Below are 23,167 nucleotides of genomic sequence, written 5' to 3'. Positions count from 1 at the left end.
CCGGGCCGCCATGAACCGCTTTGCCGAACTTCTCGACCGGCTGGTGCTCACGCCGTCGCGCAACGGCAAGCTGACGCTGCTCAAGGATTATTTCCGCGAGGTACCGGACCCGGACCGCGGGTTGGCCCTGGCAGCGATCACCGGCGATCTTTCGATCGCGGCCGTGAAGCCGGCGATGCTGCGCACATTGGTGGTCGAACGCATGGACCCCGTGCTGTTCGGCTACTCCTACGATTATGTCGGAGACCTCGCCGAGACGGTGTCCCTGGTCTGGCCGGAGCCGCAAGCCGGCCCGACGATCGACCATGTCCCGACCCTCGGCGAAGTGGTCGCCCGCCTGCAGGCCGCCAGCCGCTCGGACGGCCCGAAGGTTTTGGCCGATCTGCTCGACTGCGTCGGAGCCTCGGCTCGCTTCGCCATCATCAAGCTGGTCACGGGCGGCTTGCGCATCGGCGTGTCGGCCAGGCTGGCGAAGCAGGCCCTCGCCGACTTCGGAAGCGTTGATGTCACCGAAATCGAAGAGCTCTGGCACGGACTTTCGCCGCCCTATGAAAACCTCTTCGCCTGGCTGGAGGGGAAGACAGCCAAACCGGAAAAACCGGCGAAAGCACTGTTCCGGCCGGTGATGCTTTCCCATGCGGTGGGCGATGGCGACATCGAAAGGCTCGATCCCGCCGACTACGCGGCCGAATGGAAATGGGATGGTATTCGTGTCCAGGCCGTCTGCGAGGCGGGCCTGCGCCGTCTCTATTCGCGCACCGGCGACGACGTCTCCGGTGCCTTTCCGGACCTCGTGGAAGCGATGGATTTCGACGGCGTTCTGGATGGTGAACTTCTTGTCGGACGGCCGCCGGATTGGACGGGAACGTTCTCGGAGCTGCAGCAGCGGCTGAATCGCAAGAGCGTGTCGGCGAAGATACGCGATCGATACCCCGCCTTCATGCGCTGCTACGATCTGCTCCAGGCCGGCGGCGAGGACACACGCGCCCTGCCCTTCCTGGAACGCCGGTCACGGCTCGAGACCTTCGTCGCTGCACTCGATCCCGAACGCTTCGACCTTTCGCCGATGATCGCCTTCGCCCACTGGCAAGAATTGGAGGCGATGCGAGGGACCCCGCCGCATCCGATCATCGAAGGCGTCATGATCAAGCATCGTCAATCGGCCTATGTCGCGGGCAGGCCGAAGGGGCCCTGGTTCAAATGGAAGCGGGACCCGCACACGATCGATGCCGTGCTCATGTATGCGCAGCGCGGCCATGGCAAGCGATCGAGCTATTATTCCGACTACACCTTCGGCGTATGGACCGGTCCGGACGACAATCCGGAACTGGTCCCCGTCGGCAAGGCCTATTTCGGCTTTACCGACGAGGAGTTGAAGCAGATAGACAAATATGTGCGCGACAATACGATCGAGCGTTTCGGGCCGGTGCGTTCCGTGCGCGCGGACCGACAGAACGGTCTGGTGCTGGAAGTCGCCTTCGAAGGGCTGAACCGTTCACAGCGTCACAAATCCGGCGTCGCCATGCGATTTCCCCGCATCTCGCGACTACGCTGGGACAAGCCCGCCCACGAAGCGGACCGCATCGAGACGCTGCAGGCCCTGCTGGACTGAAAGACAGGAAAAGACCTACTGCGCGACCGACGCCTTGATCTCATAGACGTCGATGGCCTTGCCCTCATTGGAGAGGTCGGAGTTGATGGCGATCGAACCCTCGGCACCCGGCCTCTTGTTCGGCAGTTCGATCTCGAACAGGAACTCGCCCTGCTCGTAGCCGACCGCATAACGCTTTCTTCCGCAACCGCCGAGCTCGCCGAAATTGCAATCCACCGAGATCTGCGTTTCCTTGCCCTCTTCGGCGCGCGCCACGATGTCGAACACGACACGCTTGCCCGCGAGTTGCTCCAGCACGCCCTGCCCCACGTCGAAAGTGATCGCCGAACCTGCAGGTCCCGAGCGGATTCGAATGAAGCTGCCGGATTCGTCCTCCATGACTTCGGCCTTGGTGTCACCCGGCGCATTGACCTGTGTCGGATCCTCCGGCGAAAAGACATTGATCCAGTCGCGCTGGGCATCCGCCTCGCCCGGCTTGGCGGGTTCGCCGATAGGCTCCTCGTCCGGATCGAAGTCCTCCTCGCCGGTCACGGCCGGCGGGTTCGGCACGCTGGTGTCGATCTCTGCCGGTGACTTGAAAAGACCGGTGTTGTATCCCCACCAGCCTCCGATCGCGGCGAGCGACAGCAACGTCACGGCGATGAAGATGGCCGGATAGCGCCGGCGGCGTTCGGGCTCGACCACTCTTTCCGGCTGCGCCGACAATTCGGCCTCGGCGGCCGCCGGCCGCTTGCCGTTCCCGGAAGCATTTCCAGAGGGAAGGCGCGGCTCTGCTCGGATGTCGTCGCCAACCTCCGGGGCCACCGGTGGCGACACCGGGTGCGCACCCATCACTGGCTCCTGCCGACCGGCACGCTGCCCTCGTTCGATCGTGACCTCGGGTGTGGTCGCTGTCACAGGCCGGTCACGGTGATCGGGGCGGTCGATCTCGACGCTCGCCGGTGCTTGGCTAGCGGCTGGCACATCGGGTGCCACCTCAATTTCCGGCGCCGCGTCCGACACGGCGGGAATGAACTCGGTTTCGATCTCGGCGATCCTGGCCTGCAGGTTCTTGCGACGGTTGATCGCCGCCTCGACGGTGACGTTCGGATTGGCCTTCAGGGCACGATCGAGCGCGGCGAATGCCGACCGGTAGACCTTCTCACGGAATGCGCGATCCGTGGCATCGCCCTTTTCGAAAGCATTCCGGATCGCGGTTTCGATCACGTCCAAGCAGCGTTCCTCACGGTTTTCCGGGTCGGATCGCTCCGATCGACAGCAGGCTTCCCACTCGTTCCATCCGGTTGGCCGTGGCATTACCGGAGCGGATGTCCGGAATCTCTCTAACCTTTGCAGCAAGCCCGATCAACGGATTCGCCGACGCCACTATGCCCTCGCATCCAGGAAAGGTCGAATCCGCGAGGTGTCGGTCGCCATTGCGGCTCCATGGCGATCTGCTAGAAACGATGACGTTTACGCAAACGTCAATTTCGGAGAACCCATGGCCCTGCCCGATATCCTCAAACGGAATCTTCGCCTACCGGTCGTGGGATCGCCTCTCTTCATCATCTCGCATCCCCCGCTCGTTCTGGCGCAATGCAAGGCAGGGGTCGTCGGTTCCTTCCCCGCACTCAATGCACGACCTCAAGCCCAACTCGACGAATGGCTCGCCGAGATCACGGAAGAATTGCGCCGGCATGATGAAGCCAATCCCGGCCGGCCGGCCGCGCCGTTCGCCGTCAACCAGATCGTCCACAAATCCAATCCGCGCCTCGAGCAGGATCTCGGCTTGTGCGTGAAATACAAGGTCCCGGTCGTCATTTCCTCGCTCGGGGCCGTCGAAGAGGTCAACCAGGCCGTCCATTCCTATGGCGGGATCGTGTTGCATGACGTTATCCACGACCGCCACGCCCGCAAGGCCATCGAGAAGGGCGCGGACGGGCTGATCGCGGTCGCGGCGGGCGCCGGCGGGCATGCCGGCACGCTCTCTCCCTTCGCGCTGGTCCAGGAGATCCGCCAATGGTTCGGTGGACCGCTCCTCCTGTCCGGCGCGATCGCCAATGGCGGCGCGATCCTGGCGGCCCAGGCGATGGGCGCCGACATGGCCTATATCGGCTCGCCCTTCATAGCCACGGCCGAAGCGCGCGCGGCCGACGAATACAAGCAGATGATCGTCGATTCGAAGGCCGCCGACATCGTCTACTCCAACCTCTTCACGGGCGTGCACGGCAACTATCTCCGCGGCTCGATCGTTGCCCAAGGGCTGGATCCCGACAAGCTGCCGGTGTCGGATCCGAGCAAGATGAATTTTTCCGAAGCCAAGGCGTGGAAACACATCTGGGGCTGCGGACAGGGGATCGGGGCAGTCACCGAAGTGGTGCCGGCGGCCGTGCTCGTCGACAGGCTCGAAGCAGAATACCGGGCAGCCCGCGCTTTGCTTGCCGCCGCGTGACGCCGTTCGGCGAAGGTTTCTTCGACAAGCCTCGCAAATCGCTTGCGAGGCGGCTTGAAATCCGCCGACAATGAAGCTATCACCCGCACCACATTCGCGCCACAAGGCGTCGGGATGCCGCTTTAGCTCAGTTGGTAGAGCACATCATTCGTAATGATGGGGTCGCGTGTTCGAGTCACGCAAGCGGCACCAGTCTCATCTCAAAATTTATAACGAAATATAGCCGGATAGCGCTGTGCGCCTGGTTCCGCTTTAGATCTTCGGTGAAGCCTGGCATTTGACCTCCCGCGCGTTCCGCGCCGGCGTGCCTCTATCCCTGACAATCCTTGCTCTTGGCTATGGAGAAATCGAGAATGGAGCTTCTCGAACAGCGACAATTATCTGGACGCATCGGGCCGTAGACAACCGCAACCTGCCGTCGAGCGAGATACCTGCCTGCACCCCGAGAACAAGGCGATTGAACAAGAACTCCGGAGCGCCGCGGGTTGCTGGATGTCCTCGATGACCCTAGCTTGGCCCGGACCGAAGCCAATCGCGAGGTCCATGCGATGCATCCAGAGCCCGGCCGGATTCCGGTGTCCATCATCATACCGAACTACAATTACGCGCGTTTCCTGCAGCGCAGCATCGACAGTTCGCTGGAACAGGATTACCCCGATGTTGAAATCATCGTCGTCGACGATGCGTCCAGAGACCATTCATCCGACATCATAAAATCGTATGGCGACAGCATCACCGCGAAACTGCGGGAGAAGAATGGAGGGCATGCAGCGGCGTTCAACACCGGCCTCGAGGCAAGCTCGGGTGAGATCGTCCTCTTCCTGGATGCCGACGACTATCTCTATCCCGGCGCCGTCTCCACAATTGTGGACGCATGGGATGAGGCGACAGCCCAGGTCCAGTTCAGGCTGCACATCGTAGACGAAGTGCAACGCATCAAGGACGTCTTTCCTCCGCCGGAACTCCCCTTCGACAGCGGTGATGTCGTGCCGAAACTCCTACACAAGGGACGTTACCAGACCACGGTGACGAGCGGGTTGGCTTTCGATCGATCGACGCTGGACACGATCATGCCGATCCCCGAACCGGATTTCCGGCAAGGAGCCGACGGCTATCTCGCGACATTGGCGCCGCTGTACGGCCATGTCCGCTCTATCGACGAATGCCTCGGCGCCTATCGCATTCACGGCGTGAATCATTCGGTTTTCGGGGAGCGCCTCGCCGAACGGGCACGCTGGAGGGTGCGACATGATTTCCACCGCATGGATGCCCTGGCGGACCAGGCGTCCGAGATCGGCCTGATAGTGCCCCGGGATGCGATGCTCCACGATCCGGTTCATCTGGAAGAACGGCTTGCCTCCCTTTGCACCGATCGCAAGCATCACCCCGTAAGAGACGATTCCAAGCTGGCCCTGGCGGCCGCAGGCGCCAAGGCCAGCTTGGAAATGAAAGCAACCCTGCGACGGCGCGCGGTTCTTGCCGCCTGGTTCCTGTCAGTCGGTGTTCTGCCGCGGCGAATGGCCAAGTCCGTACTGTCATGGAAGCTCGTCGCATCGACGCGGCCGGCATTCCTCGCACAACTTTCCAAAGCGATACGTCGCGTAATGGGATAGGAAATGCGTCAGGCGCCGCTGGAAGCCTGCAGTTTGCGCATCCAGGTCAGCAGCTCGCCTTGCCGGCTGGTCTTCGTCTTCTTGAAGATTGCCTTCAATTGCTGGCGCACCGTGCCGATTGTGTTGCCGACGGCAGCCGCATATTCGGTGAGCGAATGACCTTCGAACAGGGCGACGGCCAGCCTGATTTCCGCCTCGGTCAGCCGAGCCCGGCGCTTGAGCAGCTCAGGCAATTCGAGCCTGCTGCTGCCGACCGCACGGATGACGACGATCGCTGCCTCCTGGCTGTAGAAGAAGCGGAGGTTGGGCTTCAGCCGCACAACATCCGCAACGAGTTGCGTGCAATTGCCGTCGCGCCAGAAGACAGGCGATGGAAGATGCCCATCGGGCACGACCGCGCAGGCAGATGCGAGCAGTTGTTTGAAGGCCTGGTCGGCATGGGGATCAGGCAGACAGATCCGCCGGTCGTTCAAAGCCAGGCCATCCCCGAGAAAAAGCTCCGATGCCGCATTCCTGTCGATCACCCTTCCGCGGAAGTCGACGAGGAAGAGCCCCCGGCCCTGGTCGGCCAGAAGGTCGCCCCAGCTCTCGAGGCGCTTGCGACCGAGCGCGAAGGACGCGCGCGCCGATGCGGTCAAGGAAGGCAATATCCGCTGGACCCGATCGAATAACTGGCGGTCGGGCACCGGCGCGCCGAGCTCGCGTTCAACCGACGCGATCCAGGCCTGATGCCCGACCTGGATGTTCAAGCCCACGAAATAACCGAACCCACGCGGGACCAGCAGTTCCTGATAGAAGGGTTCGCGCCGTATCGTTTCGTCGTCGGCAATATCGAGGTCCGTGGCGTAACCCCGCTGTTTGATGATGGGGATGGCATGCCGGCGGTAGCTTCTCAGATGCCATTCGCCCTCGAAGATCGCCGCGACCAGTTCCGACAGCGACGCGGAATGAACGAGCCAGGGACCCTGGTCCTCGATCTCTTCCGGCAGGAAAATCGTTCCCGCCCCGCCGAGATAATCGGCGAGCCGGTCGCCGGCCTCCCGCCAGCGCTCCCCGTCGAGCACGGCTCGATCGAGCAGCTTCTGAAGCGCCTCAAATTCGCTTGCCGACACCCCACCCGATCCCTGTATCGAAAGCAAACGTGCCCGCCTTGCTTACCCACGGGCGCGCTGGTTGCCTGCCTTCGGAAATCTCCCTTCCCGCGAGCAATATATCCATTGCTGACGAGCGAAGCGAGCGGCCTCGGTCATCATTTTGCACACACATTCGCTGCCGGTCCCGTTGTCCGACAGAACCCCTTCTCAAGGGCGCACGCGTGTCGATGGAAAACTGGATCAGGCCTGCTTCACCAGCCTGATCAGCACGAGCAGAATCACGGCTCCGATCGTCGAATTGACGATGGCGGAAACGACCCCCGTGCCGATGCTGATGCCGATCATTGGAAACAGCCAGCCAGCGATGAGGGCGCCGATGATACCCACCACGATGTTTCCGATGAGGCCGAAGCCATACCCCTTGACCAGCAGACCTGCCAGCCAGCCGGCGACCGCGCCAACGATGAGGAAGACGATAAGACTGTCGATGCCCATGATACCACGCTCCAGCGTTGCATGCGGTTGCAGTCAGCCGGCGACTCACGCTCCGGCAGCAGAAAGCTCGCATGACCGCATGGAGAAAGTCCATCCGGCAACGCCTGGGGCGATCGGTGATTCTTATCATCCGGTCGGGAAGGGAGCCCGCTCGTCTCAGGCGGCTTTCTTCCTTGCCAGTCGCGCCCTGATGCTCTCGACATCGGCGCGCGGCGTCGCGGCGAAGAGCATTTTGGTATAATCGTGCGTGGGCGCCGAGAAGACGGCGTCACGACTGCCGTATTCGACCGCTTCGCCCAGATACATCACCAGCACCTCGTCGGCGATGTAGCGCACCACCGAAAGGTCGTGGCTGATGAAGACATAGGTGAGGCCGAATTCGTCCTGCAGGTCGGCGAGAAGATTGAGAATCTGGGCCTGGACCGACAGATCGAGCGCCGACACCGGCTCGTCGAGAACCAGCAGGCTCGGATTGAGCATCAAAGCACGCGCGATCGCGATGCGCTGACGCTGGCCGCCCGAGAACATGTGCGGATAGCGGTTGAAATGCTTCTCCTCGAGCCCGACCTTGAGCAACATCTTCATGGCGAGGTCCCGCCGCTCCGAGGCCGGCTTGTCGGTATTGATCAGCAGGGGTTCGGCAAGCACGTCGCCGATCTTCTGGCGCGGATTGAGCGAGCCGTAGGGGTTCTGGAAAACCATCTGCACCTTGCGGCGCATTTCCTTGCTCAATCCACCGCGGGTGATGTCCACCTTCTCGCCGTCGATCTCCAATTCGCCCGAGGTCGGCGCATCGATCATCGTGACGATGCGGGCGAGCGTCGATTTACCGGAGCCGCTTTCGCCCACGATCGCCAGCGTCTTGCCTTTGGTGACGGAGAGGCTGACGCCCTTCACGGCATGGACGGTCCGCGCCGGTTTGAAGAGACTCCCCGCCAGATGGTAGTCGCGGACAATGTTCCTGGCCTGAAGAACGGTCATCGTGCGGACTCCGCGATGCGGGATTCGTCGGCGAAATAGTCGGCTATCGTCGGCAGCCTGTCGCCGGTCGCATTGTCCGGCAGCGCCGCCAGAAGCGCCTTCGTGTAGTTGCTCTTGGGAGCCTCGAACAGCGTGAGCACGTCGGCCTCCTCCATCTTGCGGCCTTTGTACTGGACGACCACCCGATCGGCCGTTTCGGCGACCACGCCCATATTGTGCGTGATCATGATGAGCGCCATGCCGTGCTCGGCCTGAAGGCGCACCAGAAGGTCGAGAATCTGTTTCTGAATGGTGACGTCGAGCGCGGTGGTCGGTTCGTCGGCGATCAGGAGCTTGGGATTGCAGGCGATCGCCATGGCAATCATCACGCGCTGGTTCTGGCCGCCCGACATCTGGTGCGGGAAGGAACGCAACCGCTCCTCCGGCTCGGGAATGCCGACCGCCCTCAGCAATTCCACCGCACGCGCCCGACGGGCTGCCTTGTCCATCCCCATATGGATGCGCAAGGTCTCCTCGATCTGGAAGCCCACCGTGAAGCATGGATTGAGGCTGGTCATCGGTTCCTGGAAGATCATCGCCATATCCTTGCCGACCAGCTTGCGACGCTCCGTCGCGGAAAGCGATAGGAGATCGCGTCCGTCGAAGAGCATCTTGTCGGCCGAGACCTTCGCCGTCCAGGGCAGAAGCCCCATGACGGCCAGCATGGAGACCGATTTGCCGGAGCCGGATTCGCCCACGATCGCCAGGACTTCACGCTGGTCGACCGCGATGGAGACGCCGTCGACGGCGCGGAACGGGCCGCTCGCCGTGTCGAATTCGACGACAAGGTTTTCGATTTCGAGAAGCGCCATGATCAGGACCTCTTCAGCTTCGGATCGAGCGCGTCGCGGAGACCGTCGCCCATCAGGTTTATCGCGAGCACGGTGATGAGGATCGCAAGGCCCGGGAACGTCACGACCCACCACGCCCGCAGGATGAACTCGCGTGCCTCGGCCAGCATCGTTCCCCATTCGGGAGTCGGCGGCTGCGCGCCCATGCCGAGGAAGCCGAGAGCAGCCGCATCGAGGATCGCGTTCGAGAAGGAAAGCGTCGCCTGGACGATCAGCGGCGCCAGGCAGTTCGGCAGAATAGTTACGAACATCAGCCGCAGCGGACTGGCTCCGGCGACCTGGGCGGCGACAACATATTCCCTGTTCTTCTCGGCCATCACCGCCGCGCGGGTCAGGCGCACGAAATGCGGTTGAAGCACGAGAGCGATTGCGATCATCGCGTTGGTGAGGCCGGGCCCGAGCACGGCAACCAGCACGAGCGCCAGCAGCAGCGACGGGAAGGCCAGGATGATGTCCATGATGCGCATGATCACGGTATCGATCCAGCCGCGGAAATAACCGGCGATCACGCCGATGAAGATGCCGCCGACAAGCGCGATGCTGGTAACCACCACGCCGATGAACAGCGAATAGCGCGCGCCGTAAAGGAGCCGCGAAAAGATGTCGCGGCCGACGGGATCGGTCCCGAGCAGATAGGCGGCACGGCCGCCCTCCGCCCAGACCGGCGGCAGCAGCACCGCGTCACGGTATTGCGCATTGGGCGCGTGAGGCGCGAGCAGCGGCGCGAACAGCGCGACGACGACGAGCAGCGTGAACACCACCAGCCCTATCACCGCGCCACGGTTCTCGGAGAAATAATACCAGAACTCCGCGAAGCGGCGGGCGCTCGTCGGCTCCTGGACACTCACTTCCACTGCGGTCGTGTCAGCCATGGTTTCACTCCCTCAGTGGCGAATACGCGGGTTGAGAAGGCCGTAAAGCAGGTCCACGGCGAGGTTCACCAGCATGATCACGCCGGCGATGATGAGCAGCCCGCCCTGGATCACCGGGTAATCCCGCCGGAACACGGAATCGACCATCCACTTGCCGATGCCCGGCCAGGAGAAGATCGTCTCTGTGAGGATCGCGCCGGCCAGCATCACGCCGACCTGGAGGCCGATCGTGGTGACGACGGGGATCAGAGCGTTGCGCAGCGCATGCACGCCGACCACGCGGAAGGGCGAGAGGCCCTTGGCGCGAGCCGTGCGTACATAGTCCTCGCCCAGCACCTCGAGCATGGCCGAACGTGTCTGCCGGGCGATGACGGCAAGCGGGATCGTGCCGAGCACGATCGTCGGCAGAACGAGATGGCTCACCGCCGATTTGAACGCGCCCGATTGGCCCGACAGCAGCGAGTCGATCAGCATGAAGCCGGTCACCGGGGGGAAGAAATACATCAACGAGATGCGGCCCGAGACCGGCGTCCATTGCAGGATACCGGAAAAGAGGATGATCAGCAGCAGGCCCCACCAGAAGATCGGCATGGAATAGCCGACAAGGGCAGCGCCCATCAGGCTCTGGTCGAAGAAGGAGCCGCGCTTCACCGCGGCAAAGATGCCCGCGGGAATGCCAAGCAGGATGGCAAAGACGATGGCGCAGAGCGACAGTTCGAGCGTTGCGGGAAAAAGCGCGAAGAATTGATCCGTTATCGGCTGCTTGGTGACGATCGAGGTCCCGAAATCGCCGGTAAGAACGCCGCCGAGATAGTCGAGATACTGGATGGGCAGCGGCCGATCGAGACCGAGCTGGTGGGAGATCTCGGCGTGGCGTTCGGGCGACATCACCCGTTCGCCGGAGAGGAGGGCGACAGGGTCGCCGGGCAGAAGCCTGATGAAGGAGAAGGCAATAAGTGAGACCCCGAGAAAAGTCGGGATCAGGACGGCGAGCCGCCCCAGAAGAAACCGGAGCATGTCAAACCTTCGGTGAGTGGTCCAAGCCCTAAGCAGACATTCGTGGTTGCCCACGAATGTCTGCTTAGATCCGTTTGTTATCGCAGGTTCTGATCGCAAAACCGCAGAGCACTTTTGCGGAACCTGCTCGGGAGCAAGATAGCACGAATGCACGAAGGGGGCGCTTGCTAAACAAGCACCCCCCATTTGCTAGGTCCTTTAGTCGACGTTACTCGGCGAGGTCAACTCCGTCGAAGGCGAAATCACCGAGCGGGCTCTGATGGAAGCCCTGTACTTCCTTGCGCATCGGCACGACGGAAAGCGAGTGGTCCAGCGTCGCCCACGGTGCCTCGCGCTTGAAGACGACCTGCGCTTCTTCATAGAGCTTGGTGCGCTCTGCGACGTCGGAGCTCTCCTTGGCCTTGGTGACCAGATCGTCGAACTCCTTGTCGCACCACTGCGCGCGGTTGTTGCCGCCGATTGCATCGCAGCCCAGCAGCGTATCGAGGAAGTTGTCCGGATCGCCATTGTCGCCGGTCCAGCCGAGGATGACGGCGCCGTCGCGATCCTTGGCCTTCGAACGTTCGAGATATTCGGCCCATTCATAGGACACGATCTCCACACCCACGCCGATCTTGGCGAAATCGGCCTGGATGAGTTCGGCGGCGCGACGGGCGTTCAGCATGTATGGCCGCGACACCGGCATCGCCCAGACCTTCATCTTGAGGTCCTTGACGCCGGCTTCCTCGAGCATCTTCTTGGCCGCCTCGGGGTCGTATTTATCGTCCTCGATAGCGTCGTTGTAGGACCACATCGTCGGCGGAATCGGGTTCTTCGCCGGCGTGGCCAGGCCCTGGAACACGGCATCCACGATGGCCTGCTTGTTGATGGCCATGTTGAGCGCCTTGCGCACTTCGGGCTTGTCGAATGGAGCCTGCGTGGTGTTGTAAGCGAGATAGGCCACGTTCAGGCCTTCCTGCTCCATCACCTTGAGGTTCGGATCCGCCTTCATGCTGGCGACATCGGCAGCATTCGGGAACGGCATCAGGTGGCACTCGCCAGCCTTGAGCTTCTGATAGCGCACCGACGCATCCGGGGTGATGGCGAAGACCAGATCGTCGATCTTCTGTTTGCCGCCCCAATAGTCGGGGTGAGCCTTGTAGCGGATCACGGCGTCCTGTTGGTAGGCGACGAGCTGGAAGGGACCGGTGCCGAGCGGCATCTGGTTCATCTGGTTCATCTTGCCGTCGGCGGCGAGCTTGTCGGCATATTCCTTCGAGACGATCGAAGCGAAGGGCATGGCGACGCTCGCGAGGAACGGAGCTTCCTTGCGGTTCAGCGTGATCTTGACAGTCAGGTCATCGATCTTTTCGACCGACTTGATCAGTTCCGGGAATCCCATGCCGGCAGAATACTCCCAAGAAGCGCCGGCCACATACTGATTCCACGGATTGTCCTTGTTGAGCTGGCGATCGAACGAGAACACCACGTCGTCGGCGTTGAACTCACGGGTGGGCGTGAAGAAGTCGGTCGTCTGGAACTTGACGCCCGGGCGCAGCTTGAAGGTGTATTCCAGGCCGTCGTCGGAAATCTGCCAGCTCTCGGCAAGACCCGCGATGGGCTCCGTCGTACCGGGCTTGAACTCGAGAAGACGGTTGTACGCCGTGTGCGCGGCCGCGTCGAACGTCGTACCGGCCGTGTACAGGCCGGGGTCGAAGCCTTCGGGCGAACCCTCGGAGCAATAAACGAACGTCTTGGCGCTCGCAGCGCCGCTGAGGACCGTCGCGGCCATCAGGGCGGCGGCAAAGATTGTCTTTTTCAACATTGAGCACTCCCGTTTTTTGTAGTTCCAAGCCCCGCTAGCAGGCTCAGGAAGGCGGCATATAAGCAAAGTTCATACAGCTTTGAAACAGGCAACGTAGTTGCCCTATGGTGAGCCGAAAAAAACTTCCACGAGGCAAGTCAAAGGGGCGAGAATGTGCTGGCGGTATATCGCCCTATCTGGACCCCAGGCAGAATGGAGATTGTAGATGACAGCCGATGACTGGGCAGAGGACATCCTGCGCTTCTGGTTCGACGAGGTCGGGGCAGCGGGCTGGTTCGAGCGCAGCGACGCAACGGACGATGCGATCAGGGAGCGTTTCCAGGATCTGTGGCGGGACCTGCGGACCAAGGTTCCGGCCGAGGCTCTGCTGCGGCCCAACGCCGCGCTCGCGGCGACCATCGCGCTCGATCAGTTCCCGCGCAACATGTTCCGCGGAACCGCGGATGCCTTCGCCACCGACGCGCTGGCTCTCGCCATAGCGCGGAACGCTCTTGCCAGCGGCTTCGACAAGGTCATGCCGAACGAATGGCGGAGCTTCTTCTACATGCCGTTCATGCACTCTGAATCGCTCGAAGACCAAGAGCGCTGCGTCGAGCTTTTCTCCGACAATGAGGAACAGGTCCGCTACGCGATCGAGCATCGCGATATCATTGCGAATTATGGGCGCTTCCCGCATCGCAACCGCGCACTCGGAAGGGAGAGCTCGCAGGAGGAAGTGGCCTTCCTCTCCAACCATGCGGGCTTCGGCCAGTAGCAGGCTTCCCCGGGGGAGGCTTGCACAGCTTGCAAGACAAGCAATACAAAGTCCTGGAACGAGACGGAGTTCTGGAACCGCCGCGGCCCTGGGGGCAACGCCATCGCGGCGACAACAAAACGGGAGGGCGAGTTGGCAAAGAAACCTCAAGGCGGATCCACCACCAGGGAAAAGTCGACGAAGGCCGTGACGAGGGAAGGCGGCAAGCGGGCGAAGACGCCGACAGCAAAGGCCGCTTCGATCGAGGCTAAACTCGAGGAGAAAGCCGCCAAGGCGAAGTCGACGAAAACAACCACGGCGAAGGCGACTTCCACCAAGACGGCGGCCAAGGCCCCTTCGAAGGACGCATCGCCCAAAACGGCCGCGAAACCCGCAGCCGAGGCAACGACGAACGCCGTGGCAAAGGTCTCTCCCAAGTCGGCAACGCCGAAGGCAAAGGCGGCCGCGAAGCCGTCCACCGCCAAAGCGGCCACAAAGCCGAGGGCCGCAGCAGCCAAACCTTCGGCAACTCCGGCGAAGACCGCCAAAACGAAGCCCGCTTCACCGCCTGCTGTCGAGCAACCGGTAAAAAGCGATCCCGCCTCCGGGGCCATACCTGCCGGCGTGAAGCGCTCGAAAGCTGCCGCCGGAACAACCGCCGGCAAGCCGAAGCCCACGGCAAAAGCAGCGGCGAGTAAAGCCAAGGGGAAGCGCACTTCGTCGGCTCCCACGGCTAAACCGGCGTCGAAAAGCGAGGCAGTCCCCGCCGACGCGAAATCCTCGCGGACAAAAGCTGCGCCCGGGACGGCCACCAGCAAGCCGTGGCTGAAAAGCTATCCCGATCGCATCCCTGCAGAGATCGGCCCACTGCCCGCCGCCTCGATCGGCGAGTTGCTGGTCAAGTCATGCAAGCAATTCGCAGGGCGGCCGGCCTTCACCTGCATGGGCAAGACACTGACCTATGGGGAGATCGAGCGGCATTCGGCGGCTTTCGCCGCCTATCTCCAATCGACCGGCCTCAACAGGGGCGCCCGCGTCGCGATCATGATGCCGAACGTGCTGCAATACCCTGTCGCAATGATGGCGGCGCTGCGTGCCGGCTATACGGTGGTCAACGTCAATCCGCTCTACACACCGCGCGAATTGGAACACCAGCTCAAGGATTCCGGCGCCGAAGCGATCGTCATCCTCGAGAATTTCGCCACAACGCTACAGTCCGTGATCGGCAGGACCGCCGTCAGGCACGTCGTGGTCGCGTCGATGGGCGACATGCTCGGCGGGCTGAAAGGCGCGGTCGTCAACCTGGTTGTCCGGCGCGTGAAAAAGATGGTGCCGGCATGGTCCCTGCCCGGCCATGTCAAATTCCCGGCGGCCCTGAAGCAAGGAACGGCGAGCGCGTTCAAGCCCGTCGAAGTCTCGGCCGACGATGTCGCGTTCCTGCAATATACAGGGGGCACGACCGGCGTTTCGAAGGGCGCCACGCTGCTCCATCGCAACGTACTTGCCAATGTCGCGCAAAATGCCGCCTGGGTGGAGACCGCCTTCATCAAGCGGCCACGCCCCGCCGACCTCGTCTACGCCTGCCCGCTGCCGCTCTATCACATCTATGCGCTCACGGTGAACGCATTGATGGGCATGCAGCTTGGCTCGCACAACGTCCTGATCCCCAATCCGCGCGACATAGCGGCTTTCGTCAAGGAGCTGCAGAAATACCGCGTCAACATCTTCCCTGGCCTGAACACACTGTTCAACGCCCTCCTCAACAACGAGGAATTCAGGAAGCTCGATTTCAAGCCGCTGCTGCTCACCTTCGGCGGCGGCATGGCCGTGCAACGGCCGGTCGCCGAGCGCTGGCAGAAGGTCACCGGCTGCGTGGTCTCGGAAGGATATGGCCTGTCCGAGACATCCCCGGTCGCCACGGCTAACCGTTTCGACGCGGACGATTTCTCCGGCACGATCGGCCTGCCGCTCCCGTCGACCGAGCTGGCGATCCGTGACGAGGAAGGCAATGACCTGCCGTTCGGCGAAGTCGGCGAGATCTGCATCCGCGGGCCGCAAGTGATGGCCGGCTATTGGAACCAGCCTGACGAAACCGCGAAGGTGATGACCAAGGATGGTTTCTTCCGCACGGGCGACATGGGCACGATGGACGAGCGCGGCTACACCAAGATCGTCGACCGCAAGAAGGACATGATCCTGGTCTCGGGCTTCAATGTCTATCCGAACGAACTCGAGGAGGTCGTCGCGCAGCATCCCGGCGTGCTCGAGGTGGCGGCGATCGGCGTGCCGGACGAGCATTCCGGCGAGACTCCGAAGCTTTTCGTCGTGAAGAAGGATCCGGCGCTGACGGCCGACGTCCTGCTCGACTATTGCCGCCAGAACCTCACCGGCTACAAGCGGCCGAAATTCATCGAATTCCGGACCGAGTTGCCGAAGACCAATGTCGGCAAGATACTGCGAAAGGAGCTGAGGGGCTGACCTGTGGGTGCGGTGCGCCGGTAGACGATTTCAGCCGCGCACCGCGAGGAAAGCGGGCAGCTCGGCAATCGAGTCGAGCACGGCGTCGGCCATGGGCTCCAGCGTCTCGCGCGTGCCGGTTCCCGACAGGACGCCGATCGCAAGCCCGGCGCCGCCGGCGCGCGCCATCTCGAGATCGTGCCTGTTGTCGCCGACCATGGCGATCTCGGAAGGCTTCAGTCCTGTCAGGTCGGAAAAAGCGATGATCGTGTCGGCAGCGGGCTTGGGATTGGCGACGGCGTCGTATCCGTAAGCGGCGTCGAACATCTGCGCGATACCGAGCGCCAGAAGCGTTTTTTCCGCGCCGCCGGTCGAATCGTTGGTGGCGACGCCAAGCCTGAAGCCCGCGGCGTGGAGACGGGCGACCGCCTCCTTGCTGCCCGGCAGCGGCACCGACTGCGCGGCGCCCTCGATTGCCGTCAGCGTGTCGAAATCCGCAACCATGGCCTGGCGCTCGTCGGCTGCCAGGTGGGGATACCAGAGCGCCACGATGTCGGCATTGGTGCCGGCGGCAAAGATCGAATCCCCCTTGAACCGATGAGCGCCGAAATCGTAGCCGGCGGCCGCCATCAACCGATCCGCCGTCCCGCGATCGCCGCCTGCCGCCCGAAGCGCCATGGCATCGCCGATCGCGAACCATGTCGCCTGGAAGTCGACGAGCGTCCCGTCCTTGTCGAACAGGATCCCCTTGATGTTCGCCATGTCAGCCCTTCAATCCGCTCCGCGGAGCCGGTGGATATGGCGAACGAGGCCGGTTGTCGAGGCGTCGCTCGAGCCGGCTTGCGTTTTCCCTTCGACGACCGGCAAAAGCTCGGTCGCCAGTTCCTTGCCCAGCTCGACGCCCCACTGGTCGAAGGCATTGATACCGAAAAGCTGAGCCTCCACGAAGACACGATGCTCGTAAAGCGCGATCAGCCGGCCCAGCGTCTCCGGATCGAGCTTGCGGTAGAGGATCGTCACCGAAGGCCTGTTGCCGGAAAAGACGCGATGCGGGGCGATCCGCTCGATGTCGGCCTCCGACATGCCCTTGGCGCGCAGCTGCGCGGCAGCCTCGTCGAAGGTCCTGCCCTTGATCAGCGCCTGGGACTGCGCCAGGCAGTTGGCGAGCAGCAGGTCGTGATGATTGCGAAGCTCGGGCTCATGGCCTTCCGCCGCGGCGAGGAATTCGATCGGAATGACGTCCGTGCCCTGATGCAGCAACTGGAAGAAGGCGTGCTGTCCGTTGGTGCCCGGCTCGCCCCAGACCAGCGGTCCGGTCGGGGTCGACACGGGCTTCCCGTCGAGCGTGACGCTCTTGCCGTTCGACTCCATGTCGAGTTGCTGCAGATAGGCCGGCAGGCGTGCCAGCCGCTGGTCGTAGGGAATGACCGCGCGCGCCGGGTAGCCGCAGATCACGCGATGCCAGTAGCCGATCAGTCCCATGACGACGGGGATGTTCTCCAGCAGAGGCGCTGACCGGAAGTGCACGTCCATCGCGTGCGCGCCCGCAAGGAAGTCCCGGAAATTTTTCGGTCCGATCGCGATCATTACGGGAAGGCCGATCGCCGACCACAGCGAGTAACGACCGCCGACCCAATCCCAGAACCCGAACACGCGATCCCGTGCGATGCCAAACGCGGCAACCTTGTCGAGAGCTGTCGAAACGGCGGCGAAATGCCTGGCCACGGCCTCCTTGCCGAGGGCGGCTTCCACCCATGTCCGTGCCGTGGCCGCGTTGGTCATGGTCTCGATGGTGGTGAATGTCTTGGATGCGACGATGAACAGCGTCGTCTCGGGGTCGAGGTCTTTCAGCGTGTCGGCGATGTGGGCCCCGTCGACATTGGAGACGTAGTGCGCGCGCGGCCCGTCGTGATAGGGCGCCAGCGCCAGCGTCGCCATGGCGGGGCCAAGGTCGGAACCGCCGATGCCGATATTGACGATATCGGTGATCGCCTTCCCCGTCGCACCGGAAGCTTCGCCCGAGCGGACAGCGTCGGCGAAGCGCTCCATCTCCACAAGCACGGCCTGCACGTCCTTCATCACGTCGACGCCGTCGAGGACGACGCCGGCGCCCGCCACGTCCCGCAAGGCGGTGTGGAGGACGGCGCGCCCCTCGGTGACGTTGATCTTGTCCCCGGAAAACATTGCTCTGCGGCGGTCTTCCAGTGCCGCGGCTTGCGCCAGCGCCCGCAGAAGTTCCATGGTCTCGGCGGTCACCGCCGTTTTCGACCAGTCGAAAAGCATGTCGCCAAGGCTGAGGGAGAAAGCCGCAAAGCGATCGGGATCGGCCGCGAAAGCAGAGCGGATGTCGACCGGTGCTGCGGCGCGGTGTCTGCGCAGCGCGTCGATCTCCTTGGCGAGGGGGGACTGGGTCAAGGCATTTCTCCTGATTCAGCGGCAGGCGACAATATCAGACAAATATTGGTTGCAAGACGGCAACGACTCCAGATTCCGTCCGCGTGCGTGCCATGGATCACCGGCGTAGATGGCTACGATCAGAAAAATTCATTGGTGCAAGACGTTGGTCCAAGAATACTAGTTTATAGTCCAGCCCAAAGGGCTTTTTTCCGGGGAGGTGCGCCATGGCACAGCGAAACGACACCGCGATCTGGTCGGGTCTGTTCCGCATTTCCGCCGAGTCCGGACAGACGCTTCAGGCACAGATCCGGCAGGCGATCGTCGCAGCGATCCTCGATCGCCAGATTGCAGCATCCATGCCGTTGCCGTCGTGCCGGATTCTTGCCGAGAAGCTCGGCGTGGCCCGAGGCACCGTCGTGCTCGCCTTTCAACAACTGGTGGACCAGGGTTTCCTGATCGCGCGTGAACGGCGTGGCCACTTCGTCAATCCCGAGGTTCTCACGACGCCGGCAAAGCCGGCGACCAAGACGGCGGAATCTGGCGGACAGGTCGATTGGAAGGCGCGCCGGCGCATAAACGCGACGGACCTGGCGCTGCCGGTCAAGCAAGAGAACTGGATCAAGTCGTCCTATCCCTTCGTCTACGGTCAGTTCGACCCCGGACTGTTCCCAACGGCCGAATGGCGTGAATGCAACCGCATGGCGCTCGCTGTGCTGGAGATCCGAAACTGGGCCGCCGACATGGTCGACCGCGACGATCCGCTGCTGATCGAGCAGATCCAGGCCCGCCTCCTGCCGCGTCGCGGCATCTTCGCGAACCCCGACGAGATCATCGTCACGCTCGGTGCCCAGAACGCGCTCTACATGCTCGCCACGCTGCTGATGAGCAAGGGCTCGAAAGTGGCGATGGAGGACCCTGGCTATCCCGATGCGCGCAGCATCTTCCAATTGGCGGGAGCCGACATACTGCCTGTGCCCGTCGACGACCAAGGCATTGAAACGCAAGCGATTCCTCCCGACGCTGGCTTCGTCTTCACGACGCCGAGCCACCAGTGCCCGACCATGGTGCCGTTGTCGGTCGAGCGCCGGCACGAGCTTCTCGCGCTCGCCCAGCGCAACAACCAGATCATCATCGAGGATGGCTACGACAGCCAATTGCTAGACGAGGCGCCGCAACAGGCTCTGAAGAGCCTCGATCGCAGCGGGCGCGTCATCTATGTCGGCTCGATGTCCAAGACGCTCGCGCCCGGCCTACGGCTCGGCTATATCGTGGCCTCCGCCGACCTGGTCGCCGAACTGCGGGCGCTTCGCCGTTTCATGCTACGCCACCCGCCCGCGAACAATCAGCGCGCCGTAGCGCTGTTCCTGTCGCTGGGCCATCATGAAGCGCTGGTGCGGCGCCTGTCGGCAGCCTTCGAGGAGCGGCGCAAACGGCTTGTCCACGCGATATCGGCCTTCCTGCCGGAATGGCGCCCGACGGACTCGGCGGGCGGCACCTCGCTCTGGCTCGAAGGTCCGCGCGGCATCGATGCCCGTTCGCTCGCCGAAGCAGCCTCGGCGCGCAGCGTCATCATCGAGCCCGGCGACCGCTTCTTCCACCAGAGAGACAAGCCGACCCGCTTCATGCGCCTGGGGATTTCGTCCATCGCACTCCAGCACATCGAGCCAGGCATCCGCGAACTGGCGACGGCGGCCGGACGGCGACCCGCCGCCGCCTGATCACACCTGTCCTGAACGATGGCCAACCTGCCGGCGCTGGCACATGCGGCCCCGCCGGCTGGCACATGGCCGGCCCAAGGCACAGGCGCATAGTCCGTGAACAAGAGGGGAAAATGAAGCCGTCCGACGCCGGAAAACGGCGCGGGGAACGCGCTTTCCGGGACTATGGAGGCAGGCGATGTCGGTCGCGGTCGGGCAGTCTGACAATTCCAGCGAACATGGATCACGACGATCGGGCGGCCGAGAGGCGCGGCGCGCGCTGAGAGCGGCGCCTCTCGCGGAAGATATCCGTCCGGTTCGTCCCGGTCTCGAAGGCGGCCGATACCAGCCGCTTTCCCAGAACGACCTGGAACGCATTCACGAGGCGGTGCTCACGATCCTGGAAACGGTGGGTTTCGCCAACGCCATCCCGAGCTGCATCGCTGCCCTGACCAGCGCCGGCGCGATGCTTGGGGACGACGGGCGCATCCGCTTCCCGCGCCGCCTTGTGCTCGACACGATAGGCGGCGCGGCCCGCAATTTCACCCTCCACGGCCAGGATCCCCGGCACGACATGGTCGTACAGGGCAAGAAGGTGCATTACGGCACCGCCGGAGCGGCGGTCCATCTGGTCGATGTCGAGAAGCGCGAATACCGGGAGTCGCTGCTCCAGGACATCTATGACGCGGCACGCATCGTCGACGGGCTCGACAACATCCATTTCTTCCAACGCCCCATGGTGCCACGCGATATACCCGATCCGCTCGCCATGGACTTCAACACTCTCTACGCCTGTGTGATGGGCACGACGAAACACATTGGAACGTCCTTCACCATTCGCGAGAACGTCGCCCCCGCGCTCCAGATGCTCCATGCCATCGCCGGGGGTGAAGAGAATTTCCGCGCCCGCCCGTTCGTGTCGAATTCCAACTGTTTCGTCGTACCGCCGATGAAGTTCGCCGAAGATGCCTGCGGTGTGCTCGAAGCCTGTGTCGAGGGCGGCATCCCGATCCTACTGCTCTCGGCCGGACAAGCCGGCGCGACGGCGCCTGCGGCGATCGCCGGCGCGGTGGTCCAGGCCGTTGCCGAGGTGCTTGCCGGGCTCGTCTATGTCAACGCGCTAAAGCCCGGTCATCCCGCCATTTTCGGGGCATGGCCGTTCGTTTCGGACCTGCGTACCGGCGCCATGTCGGGCGGCTCGGCCGAACAGGCCCTGCTCACTTCCTGCTGTGCGCAGATGGCACAGTTCTACAACCTGCCGGGCGGCTCGGCCGCGGGCATGGCCGATTCGAAGCTGCCCGATGTCCAGGCCGGCTACGAGAAGGGCATCACCAATGTGATGGCGGGGCTTTCCGGCCTCAACCTCGTCTACGAATCCGCCGGCATGCACGCTTCGCTGCTCGGTTTTTGCCTGGAGAGCCTGATCATCGACAACGACATGCTTGGCCATTGCCTGCGCTGCGTGCGTGGCGTCGAGGTGAGCGACAAGGCGCTCTCGGTCGACACGATCGCTGAGATCTGCCTGGACGGACCAGGTCATTACCTCGGCAACGAACAGACGCTCCGGCTGATGCAGACCGAGTATTTCTATCCGGCGGTGGGCGATCGCTATTCGCCCAAGGAGTGGAACGAGAAGGGCAAGCCGGACATGCTGCAGAAGGCGATCGCCGAAAAGAAAAGAATATTGGCGACCCATTTTCCCCGCCACGTGCCGAAGGCAGTCGATGACGAGTTGCGGATCCGGTTCGGCAACCTGATCCATTTGCCTCGAAGAAGCATGGGTTTCTAAGTCCTGTCGCCAGCTGGAACGCGGGGGCTATTGCGGTCAGCAGCGGTGCAGGGCCTAACCAGGTCGCCACGACCCATATCGTGACGTGTAATCCATAGCCATCGGGAGATGTCTTTCCACCTCCCGTACGTTGAAAGCCCTCTCTCTCGCCGCGACGCCAGCGTCTTGCGGTTCTCCTGTTGACTCATGCATAGCTCACCAGCTATATGTCAACTCATAGCTGACGGGGTATAGATCCCAAATGTCGAACACCCATGATGTGCTCTTCAGAACGCTCGCCGACCCGACGAGGCGAGCCCTCTTCGAACGGTTGTGCCGTGAAGGGGAGAAGACGGTCGGGGATCTGACGGCTCAGGCCGGGGTCTCGCAGCCGGTCGTCTCGAAGCATCTTGGGATCTTGAAGCACGCCGGCCTGGTGCGCGACCGTCACGAAGGACGCCACACACACTATAGCGCTCAGCTCGGCGCACTTGCCCCGCTGGTCGACTGGACAAGCCAAATGACCAGTTTCTGGCAAAGCCGGTTCGACCACCTCGAAGATCTGCTCAAAAGGATGGACCAATGAGCAAACCAGCAGCCGAAACGCTCTCCGTTGTTGTCGAACGTGAGATTCCACATCCGCCGGAAAAGATCTGGCGCGCCCTCACCCAACCGCACCTGATGGAGGAGTGGCTGATGAAGAACGATTTCAAGCCGACGGTGGGACACCGTTTCAACCTCCGCGGAGATTGGGGCGGCGTGTTGGATTGTCAGGTTCTGACTGTCGAGCCGACCCGAACGCTATCCTACAGCTGGGATTTTGTGCACGACGATGCGGCCTTCAATCTGAAGAGCGTGGTGGTCTTTACGCTCACCCCAACGAACACCGGGACCCATCTGCGCATGGAGCAGTCGGGCTTCCGGCCGGATCAGAAACAGGCTTACGGAGGCGCCAGGGCCGGCTGGCAGCAGTTCCTCGCTAAGCTGGAACAGGTCCTGGCGCGGACAGACTAAAACTCTGCCGCGTTCCGCTTCGAGGCATATTCAGAAGGAGATCCCATGAATTGGAACATGTGGGTTCGGCAAATCCACCGCTGGCTGTCGATCATCTTTACGGCAACCGTCGTCGCCAACTTTGTCGCCATGGGATTTGGGGAGCCTCCCGCCTGGGTCGTCTACTCGCCGCTGCTCCCACTGTTCTTGCTCCTGTTCACCGGCCTTTACATGTTCGCGCTGCCTTATGTCAGCAAACCACGCGGCGAGCAGTGGTGAATGCTATATCCGGCAAGACGCTCAAGATCTCTGG

At 62.7% G+C, this 23,167-nt stretch carries 21 protein-coding genes and 1 tRNA gene; 11 read left to right on the top strand and 11 right to left on the bottom strand.

Annotation, left to right across the window (positions count from 1 at the left end; genetic code table 11):
- Nucleotides 1-10: 10 nt before the first annotated feature.
- A complete protein-coding gene (locus tag ACCO56_RS01455) occupies nt 11-1,612 on the top strand; it encodes a cisplatin damage response ATP-dependent DNA ligase (protein ID WP_433636924.1) in 1,602 nt (533 codons plus the stop codon).
- A gap of 15 nt (nt 1,613-1,627) precedes the next feature.
- Here the strand turns inward: ACCO56_RS01455 and ACCO56_RS01450 are convergent, their stop codons facing one another.
- Nucleotides 1,628-2,818: a hypothetical protein gene (locus ACCO56_RS01450; protein WP_433638292.1), complete on the bottom strand. Its 1,191-nt coding sequence runs from the start codon at nt 2,816-2,818 to the stop codon at nt 1,628-1,630.
- A 274-nt stretch (nt 2,819-3,092) separates the two neighbouring features.
- Here ACCO56_RS01450 and ACCO56_RS01445 point away from each other — a divergent pair, with 274 nt between their 5' ends.
- From ACCO56_RS01445 to ACCO56_RS01435, 3 genes are all read left to right on the top strand, one after another.
- Nucleotides 3,093-4,043 (top strand): NAD(P)H-dependent flavin oxidoreductase, encoded by a 951-nt coding sequence (locus ACCO56_RS01445; RefSeq protein WP_433636922.1) that lies wholly within the window; start codon nt 3,093-3,095, stop codon nt 4,041-4,043.
- 116 nt (nt 4,044-4,159) lie between these two features.
- Nucleotides 4,160-4,235, top strand: a tRNA-Thr gene (locus ACCO56_RS01440).
- 356 nt (nt 4,236-4,591) lie between these two features.
- Complete coding sequence (locus ACCO56_RS01435; RefSeq protein ID WP_433638291.1) at nt 4,592-5,656, top strand: glycosyltransferase; 1,065 nt, start codon at nt 4,592-4,594, stop codon at nt 5,654-5,656.
- A gap of 8 nt (nt 5,657-5,664) precedes the next feature.
- Here the strand turns inward: ACCO56_RS01435 and ACCO56_RS01430 are convergent, their stop codons facing one another.
- The 7 genes from ACCO56_RS01430 to ACCO56_RS01400 form a co-directional block, all read right to left on the bottom strand.
- Nucleotides 5,665-6,768 carry a helix-turn-helix transcriptional regulator gene (locus tag ACCO56_RS01430; RefSeq protein ID WP_433636921.1) on the bottom strand — a complete coding sequence of 368 codons (1,104 nt, stop codon included), beginning with the start codon at nt 6,766-6,768 and terminating at the stop codon, nt 5,665-5,667.
- 222 nt (nt 6,769-6,990) lie between these two features.
- Nucleotides 6,991-7,245 (bottom strand): GlsB/YeaQ/YmgE family stress response membrane protein, encoded by a 255-nt coding sequence (locus ACCO56_RS01425; RefSeq protein WP_433636918.1) that lies wholly within the window; start codon nt 7,243-7,245, stop codon nt 6,991-6,993.
- A gap of 156 nt (nt 7,246-7,401) precedes the next feature.
- Nucleotides 7,402-8,226, bottom strand: coding sequence for an ABC transporter ATP-binding protein (locus ACCO56_RS01420; protein ID WP_433636916.1), 825 nt, complete (start codon nt 8,224-8,226; stop codon nt 7,402-7,404).
- Nucleotides 8,223-9,077, bottom strand: coding sequence for an ABC transporter ATP-binding protein (locus tag ACCO56_RS01415; RefSeq protein ID WP_433636914.1), 855 nt, complete (start codon nt 9,075-9,077; stop codon nt 8,223-8,225). The genes ACCO56_RS01420 and ACCO56_RS01415 overlap by 4 nt, the downstream gene beginning before the upstream one ends.
- A gap of 2 nt (nt 9,078-9,079) precedes the next feature.
- Nucleotides 9,080-9,988: an ABC transporter permease subunit gene (locus ACCO56_RS01410; RefSeq protein ID WP_433636912.1), complete on the bottom strand. Its 909-nt coding sequence runs from the start codon at nt 9,986-9,988 to the stop codon at nt 9,080-9,082.
- Nucleotides 9,989-10,000: 12 nt separating this feature from the next.
- Nucleotides 10,001-11,005: an ABC transporter permease subunit gene (locus ACCO56_RS01405; protein WP_433636909.1), complete on the bottom strand. Its 1,005-nt coding sequence runs from the start codon at nt 11,003-11,005 to the stop codon at nt 10,001-10,003.
- Between the two features lie 208 nt (nt 11,006-11,213).
- Nucleotides 11,214-12,809, bottom strand: coding sequence for an ABC transporter substrate-binding protein (locus tag ACCO56_RS01400; protein ID WP_433636908.1), 1,596 nt, complete (start codon nt 12,807-12,809; stop codon nt 11,214-11,216).
- A gap of 205 nt (nt 12,810-13,014) precedes the next feature.
- On the opposite strand from ACCO56_RS01400, the gene ACCO56_RS01395 reads away from it, so the two are divergent.
- Nucleotides 13,015-13,563, top strand: a complete 549-nt coding sequence (locus ACCO56_RS01395) for a DUF924 family protein (protein WP_433636907.1) — start codon at nt 13,015-13,017, stop codon at nt 13,561-13,563.
- Nucleotides 13,564-13,709: 146 nt separating this feature from the next.
- Here the strand turns inward: ACCO56_RS01395 and ACCO56_RS01390 are convergent, their stop codons facing one another.
- Nucleotides 13,710-14,360, bottom strand: coding sequence for a hypothetical protein (locus ACCO56_RS01390; RefSeq protein WP_433638357.1), 651 nt, complete (start codon nt 14,358-14,360; stop codon nt 13,710-13,712).
- Nucleotides 14,361-14,367: 7 nt separating this feature from the next.
- Here ACCO56_RS01390 and ACCO56_RS01385 point away from each other — a divergent pair, with 7 nt between their 5' ends.
- Nucleotides 14,368-16,020, top strand: a complete 1,653-nt coding sequence (locus ACCO56_RS01385; RefSeq protein ID WP_433638288.1) for a long-chain fatty acid--CoA ligase — start codon at nt 14,368-14,370, stop codon at nt 16,018-16,020.
- A gap of 30 nt (nt 16,021-16,050) precedes the next feature.
- Here ACCO56_RS01385 and ACCO56_RS01380 read toward each other — a convergent pair whose 3' ends face one another.
- Nucleotides 16,051-16,761, bottom strand: a complete 711-nt coding sequence (locus ACCO56_RS01380) for an HAD family hydrolase (RefSeq protein WP_433636906.1) — start codon at nt 16,759-16,761, stop codon at nt 16,051-16,053.
- Nucleotides 16,762-16,770: 9 nt separating this feature from the next.
- On the bottom strand, nt 16,771-18,414 hold the full coding sequence (gene pgi, locus ACCO56_RS01375; protein ID WP_433636905.1) for a glucose-6-phosphate isomerase: 1,644 nt from the start codon (nt 18,412-18,414) through the stop codon (nt 16,771-16,773).
- Nucleotides 18,415-18,620: 206 nt separating this feature from the next.
- On the opposite strand from pgi, the gene ACCO56_RS01370 reads away from it, so the two are divergent.
- From ACCO56_RS01370 to ACCO56_RS01350, 5 genes are all read left to right on the top strand, one after another.
- The gene (locus ACCO56_RS01370; RefSeq protein WP_433636903.1) at nt 18,621-20,114 is read left to right on the top strand and encodes a PLP-dependent aminotransferase family protein; all 1,494 of its coding nucleotides are present in this window, start codon (nt 18,621-18,623) and stop codon (nt 20,112-20,114) included.
- A 178-nt stretch (nt 20,115-20,292) separates the two neighbouring features.
- Nucleotides 20,293-21,882, top strand: coding sequence for a trimethylamine methyltransferase family protein (locus ACCO56_RS01365; protein WP_433636901.1), 1,590 nt, complete (start codon nt 20,293-20,295; stop codon nt 21,880-21,882).
- Between the two features lie 241 nt (nt 21,883-22,123).
- Nucleotides 22,124-22,447 (top strand): ArsR/SmtB family transcription factor, encoded by a 324-nt coding sequence (locus ACCO56_RS01360; protein ID WP_433636900.1) that lies wholly within the window; start codon nt 22,124-22,126, stop codon nt 22,445-22,447.
- Nucleotides 22,444-22,875 carry an SRPBCC family protein gene (locus ACCO56_RS01355; RefSeq protein WP_433636898.1) on the top strand — a complete coding sequence of 144 codons (432 nt, stop codon included), beginning with the start codon at nt 22,444-22,446 and terminating at the stop codon, nt 22,873-22,875. Before ACCO56_RS01360 ends, ACCO56_RS01355 begins: the two co-directional genes overlap by 4 nt.
- A 45-nt stretch (nt 22,876-22,920) precedes the next feature.
- Nucleotides 22,921-23,133 carry a hypothetical protein gene (locus ACCO56_RS01350; protein ID WP_433636897.1) on the top strand — a complete coding sequence of 71 codons (213 nt, stop codon included), beginning with the start codon at nt 22,921-22,923 and terminating at the stop codon, nt 23,131-23,133.
- The last annotated feature ends 34 nt before the right edge of the window (nt 23,134-23,167 follow it).

It is taken from the genome of Mesorhizobium sp. 1B3 (assembly GCF_050958605.1).
GTDB lineage: Bacteria > Pseudomonadota > Alphaproteobacteria > Rhizobiales > Rhizobiaceae.
The sequence above is the reverse complement of the archived record's forward strand: the minus strand, read 5'-3'. Positions and strand labels throughout refer to the sequence as shown.

Bases quoted from the DNA above. Each gene is read 5' to 3' on its own strand.
- ACCO56_RS01455 (WP_433636924.1), top strand. From the start codon at position 11: ATGAACCGCTTTGCCGAACTTCTCGACCGGCTGGTGCTCACGCCGTCG.
- ACCO56_RS01445 (WP_433636922.1), top strand. From the start codon at position 3,093: ATGGCCCTGCCCGATATCCTCAAACGGAATCTTCGCCTACCGGTCGTG.
- ACCO56_RS01435 (WP_433638291.1), top strand. From the start codon at position 4,592: ATGCATCCAGAGCCCGGCCGGATTCCGGTGTCCATCATCATACCGAAC.
- ACCO56_RS01425 (WP_433636918.1), bottom strand. From the start codon at position 7,245: ATGGGCATCGACAGTCTTATCGTCTTCCTCATCGTTGGCGCGGTCGCC.
- ACCO56_RS01420 (WP_433636916.1), bottom strand. From the start codon at position 8,226: ATGACCGTTCTTCAGGCCAGGAACATTGTCCGCGACTACCATCTGGCG.
- ACCO56_RS01415 (WP_433636914.1), bottom strand. From the start codon at position 9,077: ATGGCGCTTCTCGAAATCGAAAACCTTGTCGTCGAATTCGACACGGCG.
- ACCO56_RS01410 (WP_433636912.1), bottom strand. From the start codon at position 9,988: ATGGCTGACACGACCGCAGTGGAAGTGAGTGTCCAGGAGCCGACGAGC.
- ACCO56_RS01405 (WP_433636909.1), bottom strand. From the start codon at position 11,005: ATGCTCCGGTTTCTTCTGGGGCGGCTCGCCGTCCTGATCCCGACTTTT.
- ACCO56_RS01400 (WP_433636908.1), bottom strand. From the start codon at position 12,809: ATGTTGAAAAAGACAATCTTTGCCGCCGCCCTGATGGCCGCGACGGTC.
- ACCO56_RS01395 (WP_433636907.1), top strand. From the start codon at position 13,015: ATGACAGCCGATGACTGGGCAGAGGACATCCTGCGCTTCTGGTTCGAC.
- ACCO56_RS01380 (WP_433636906.1), bottom strand. From the start codon at position 16,761: ATGGCGAACATCAAGGGGATCCTGTTCGACAAGGACGGGACGCTCGTC.
- ACCO56_RS01370 (WP_433636903.1), top strand. From the start codon at position 18,621: ATGGCACAGCGAAACGACACCGCGATCTGGTCGGGTCTGTTCCGCATT.
- ACCO56_RS01365 (WP_433636901.1), top strand. From the start codon at position 20,293: ATGTCGGTCGCGGTCGGGCAGTCTGACAATTCCAGCGAACATGGATCA.
- ACCO56_RS01360 (WP_433636900.1), top strand. From the start codon at position 22,124: ATGTCGAACACCCATGATGTGCTCTTCAGAACGCTCGCCGACCCGACG.
- ACCO56_RS01355 (WP_433636898.1), top strand. From the start codon at position 22,444: ATGAGCAAACCAGCAGCCGAAACGCTCTCCGTTGTTGTCGAACGTGAG.
- ACCO56_RS01350 (WP_433636897.1), top strand. From the start codon at position 22,921: ATGAATTGGAACATGTGGGTTCGGCAAATCCACCGCTGGCTGTCGATC.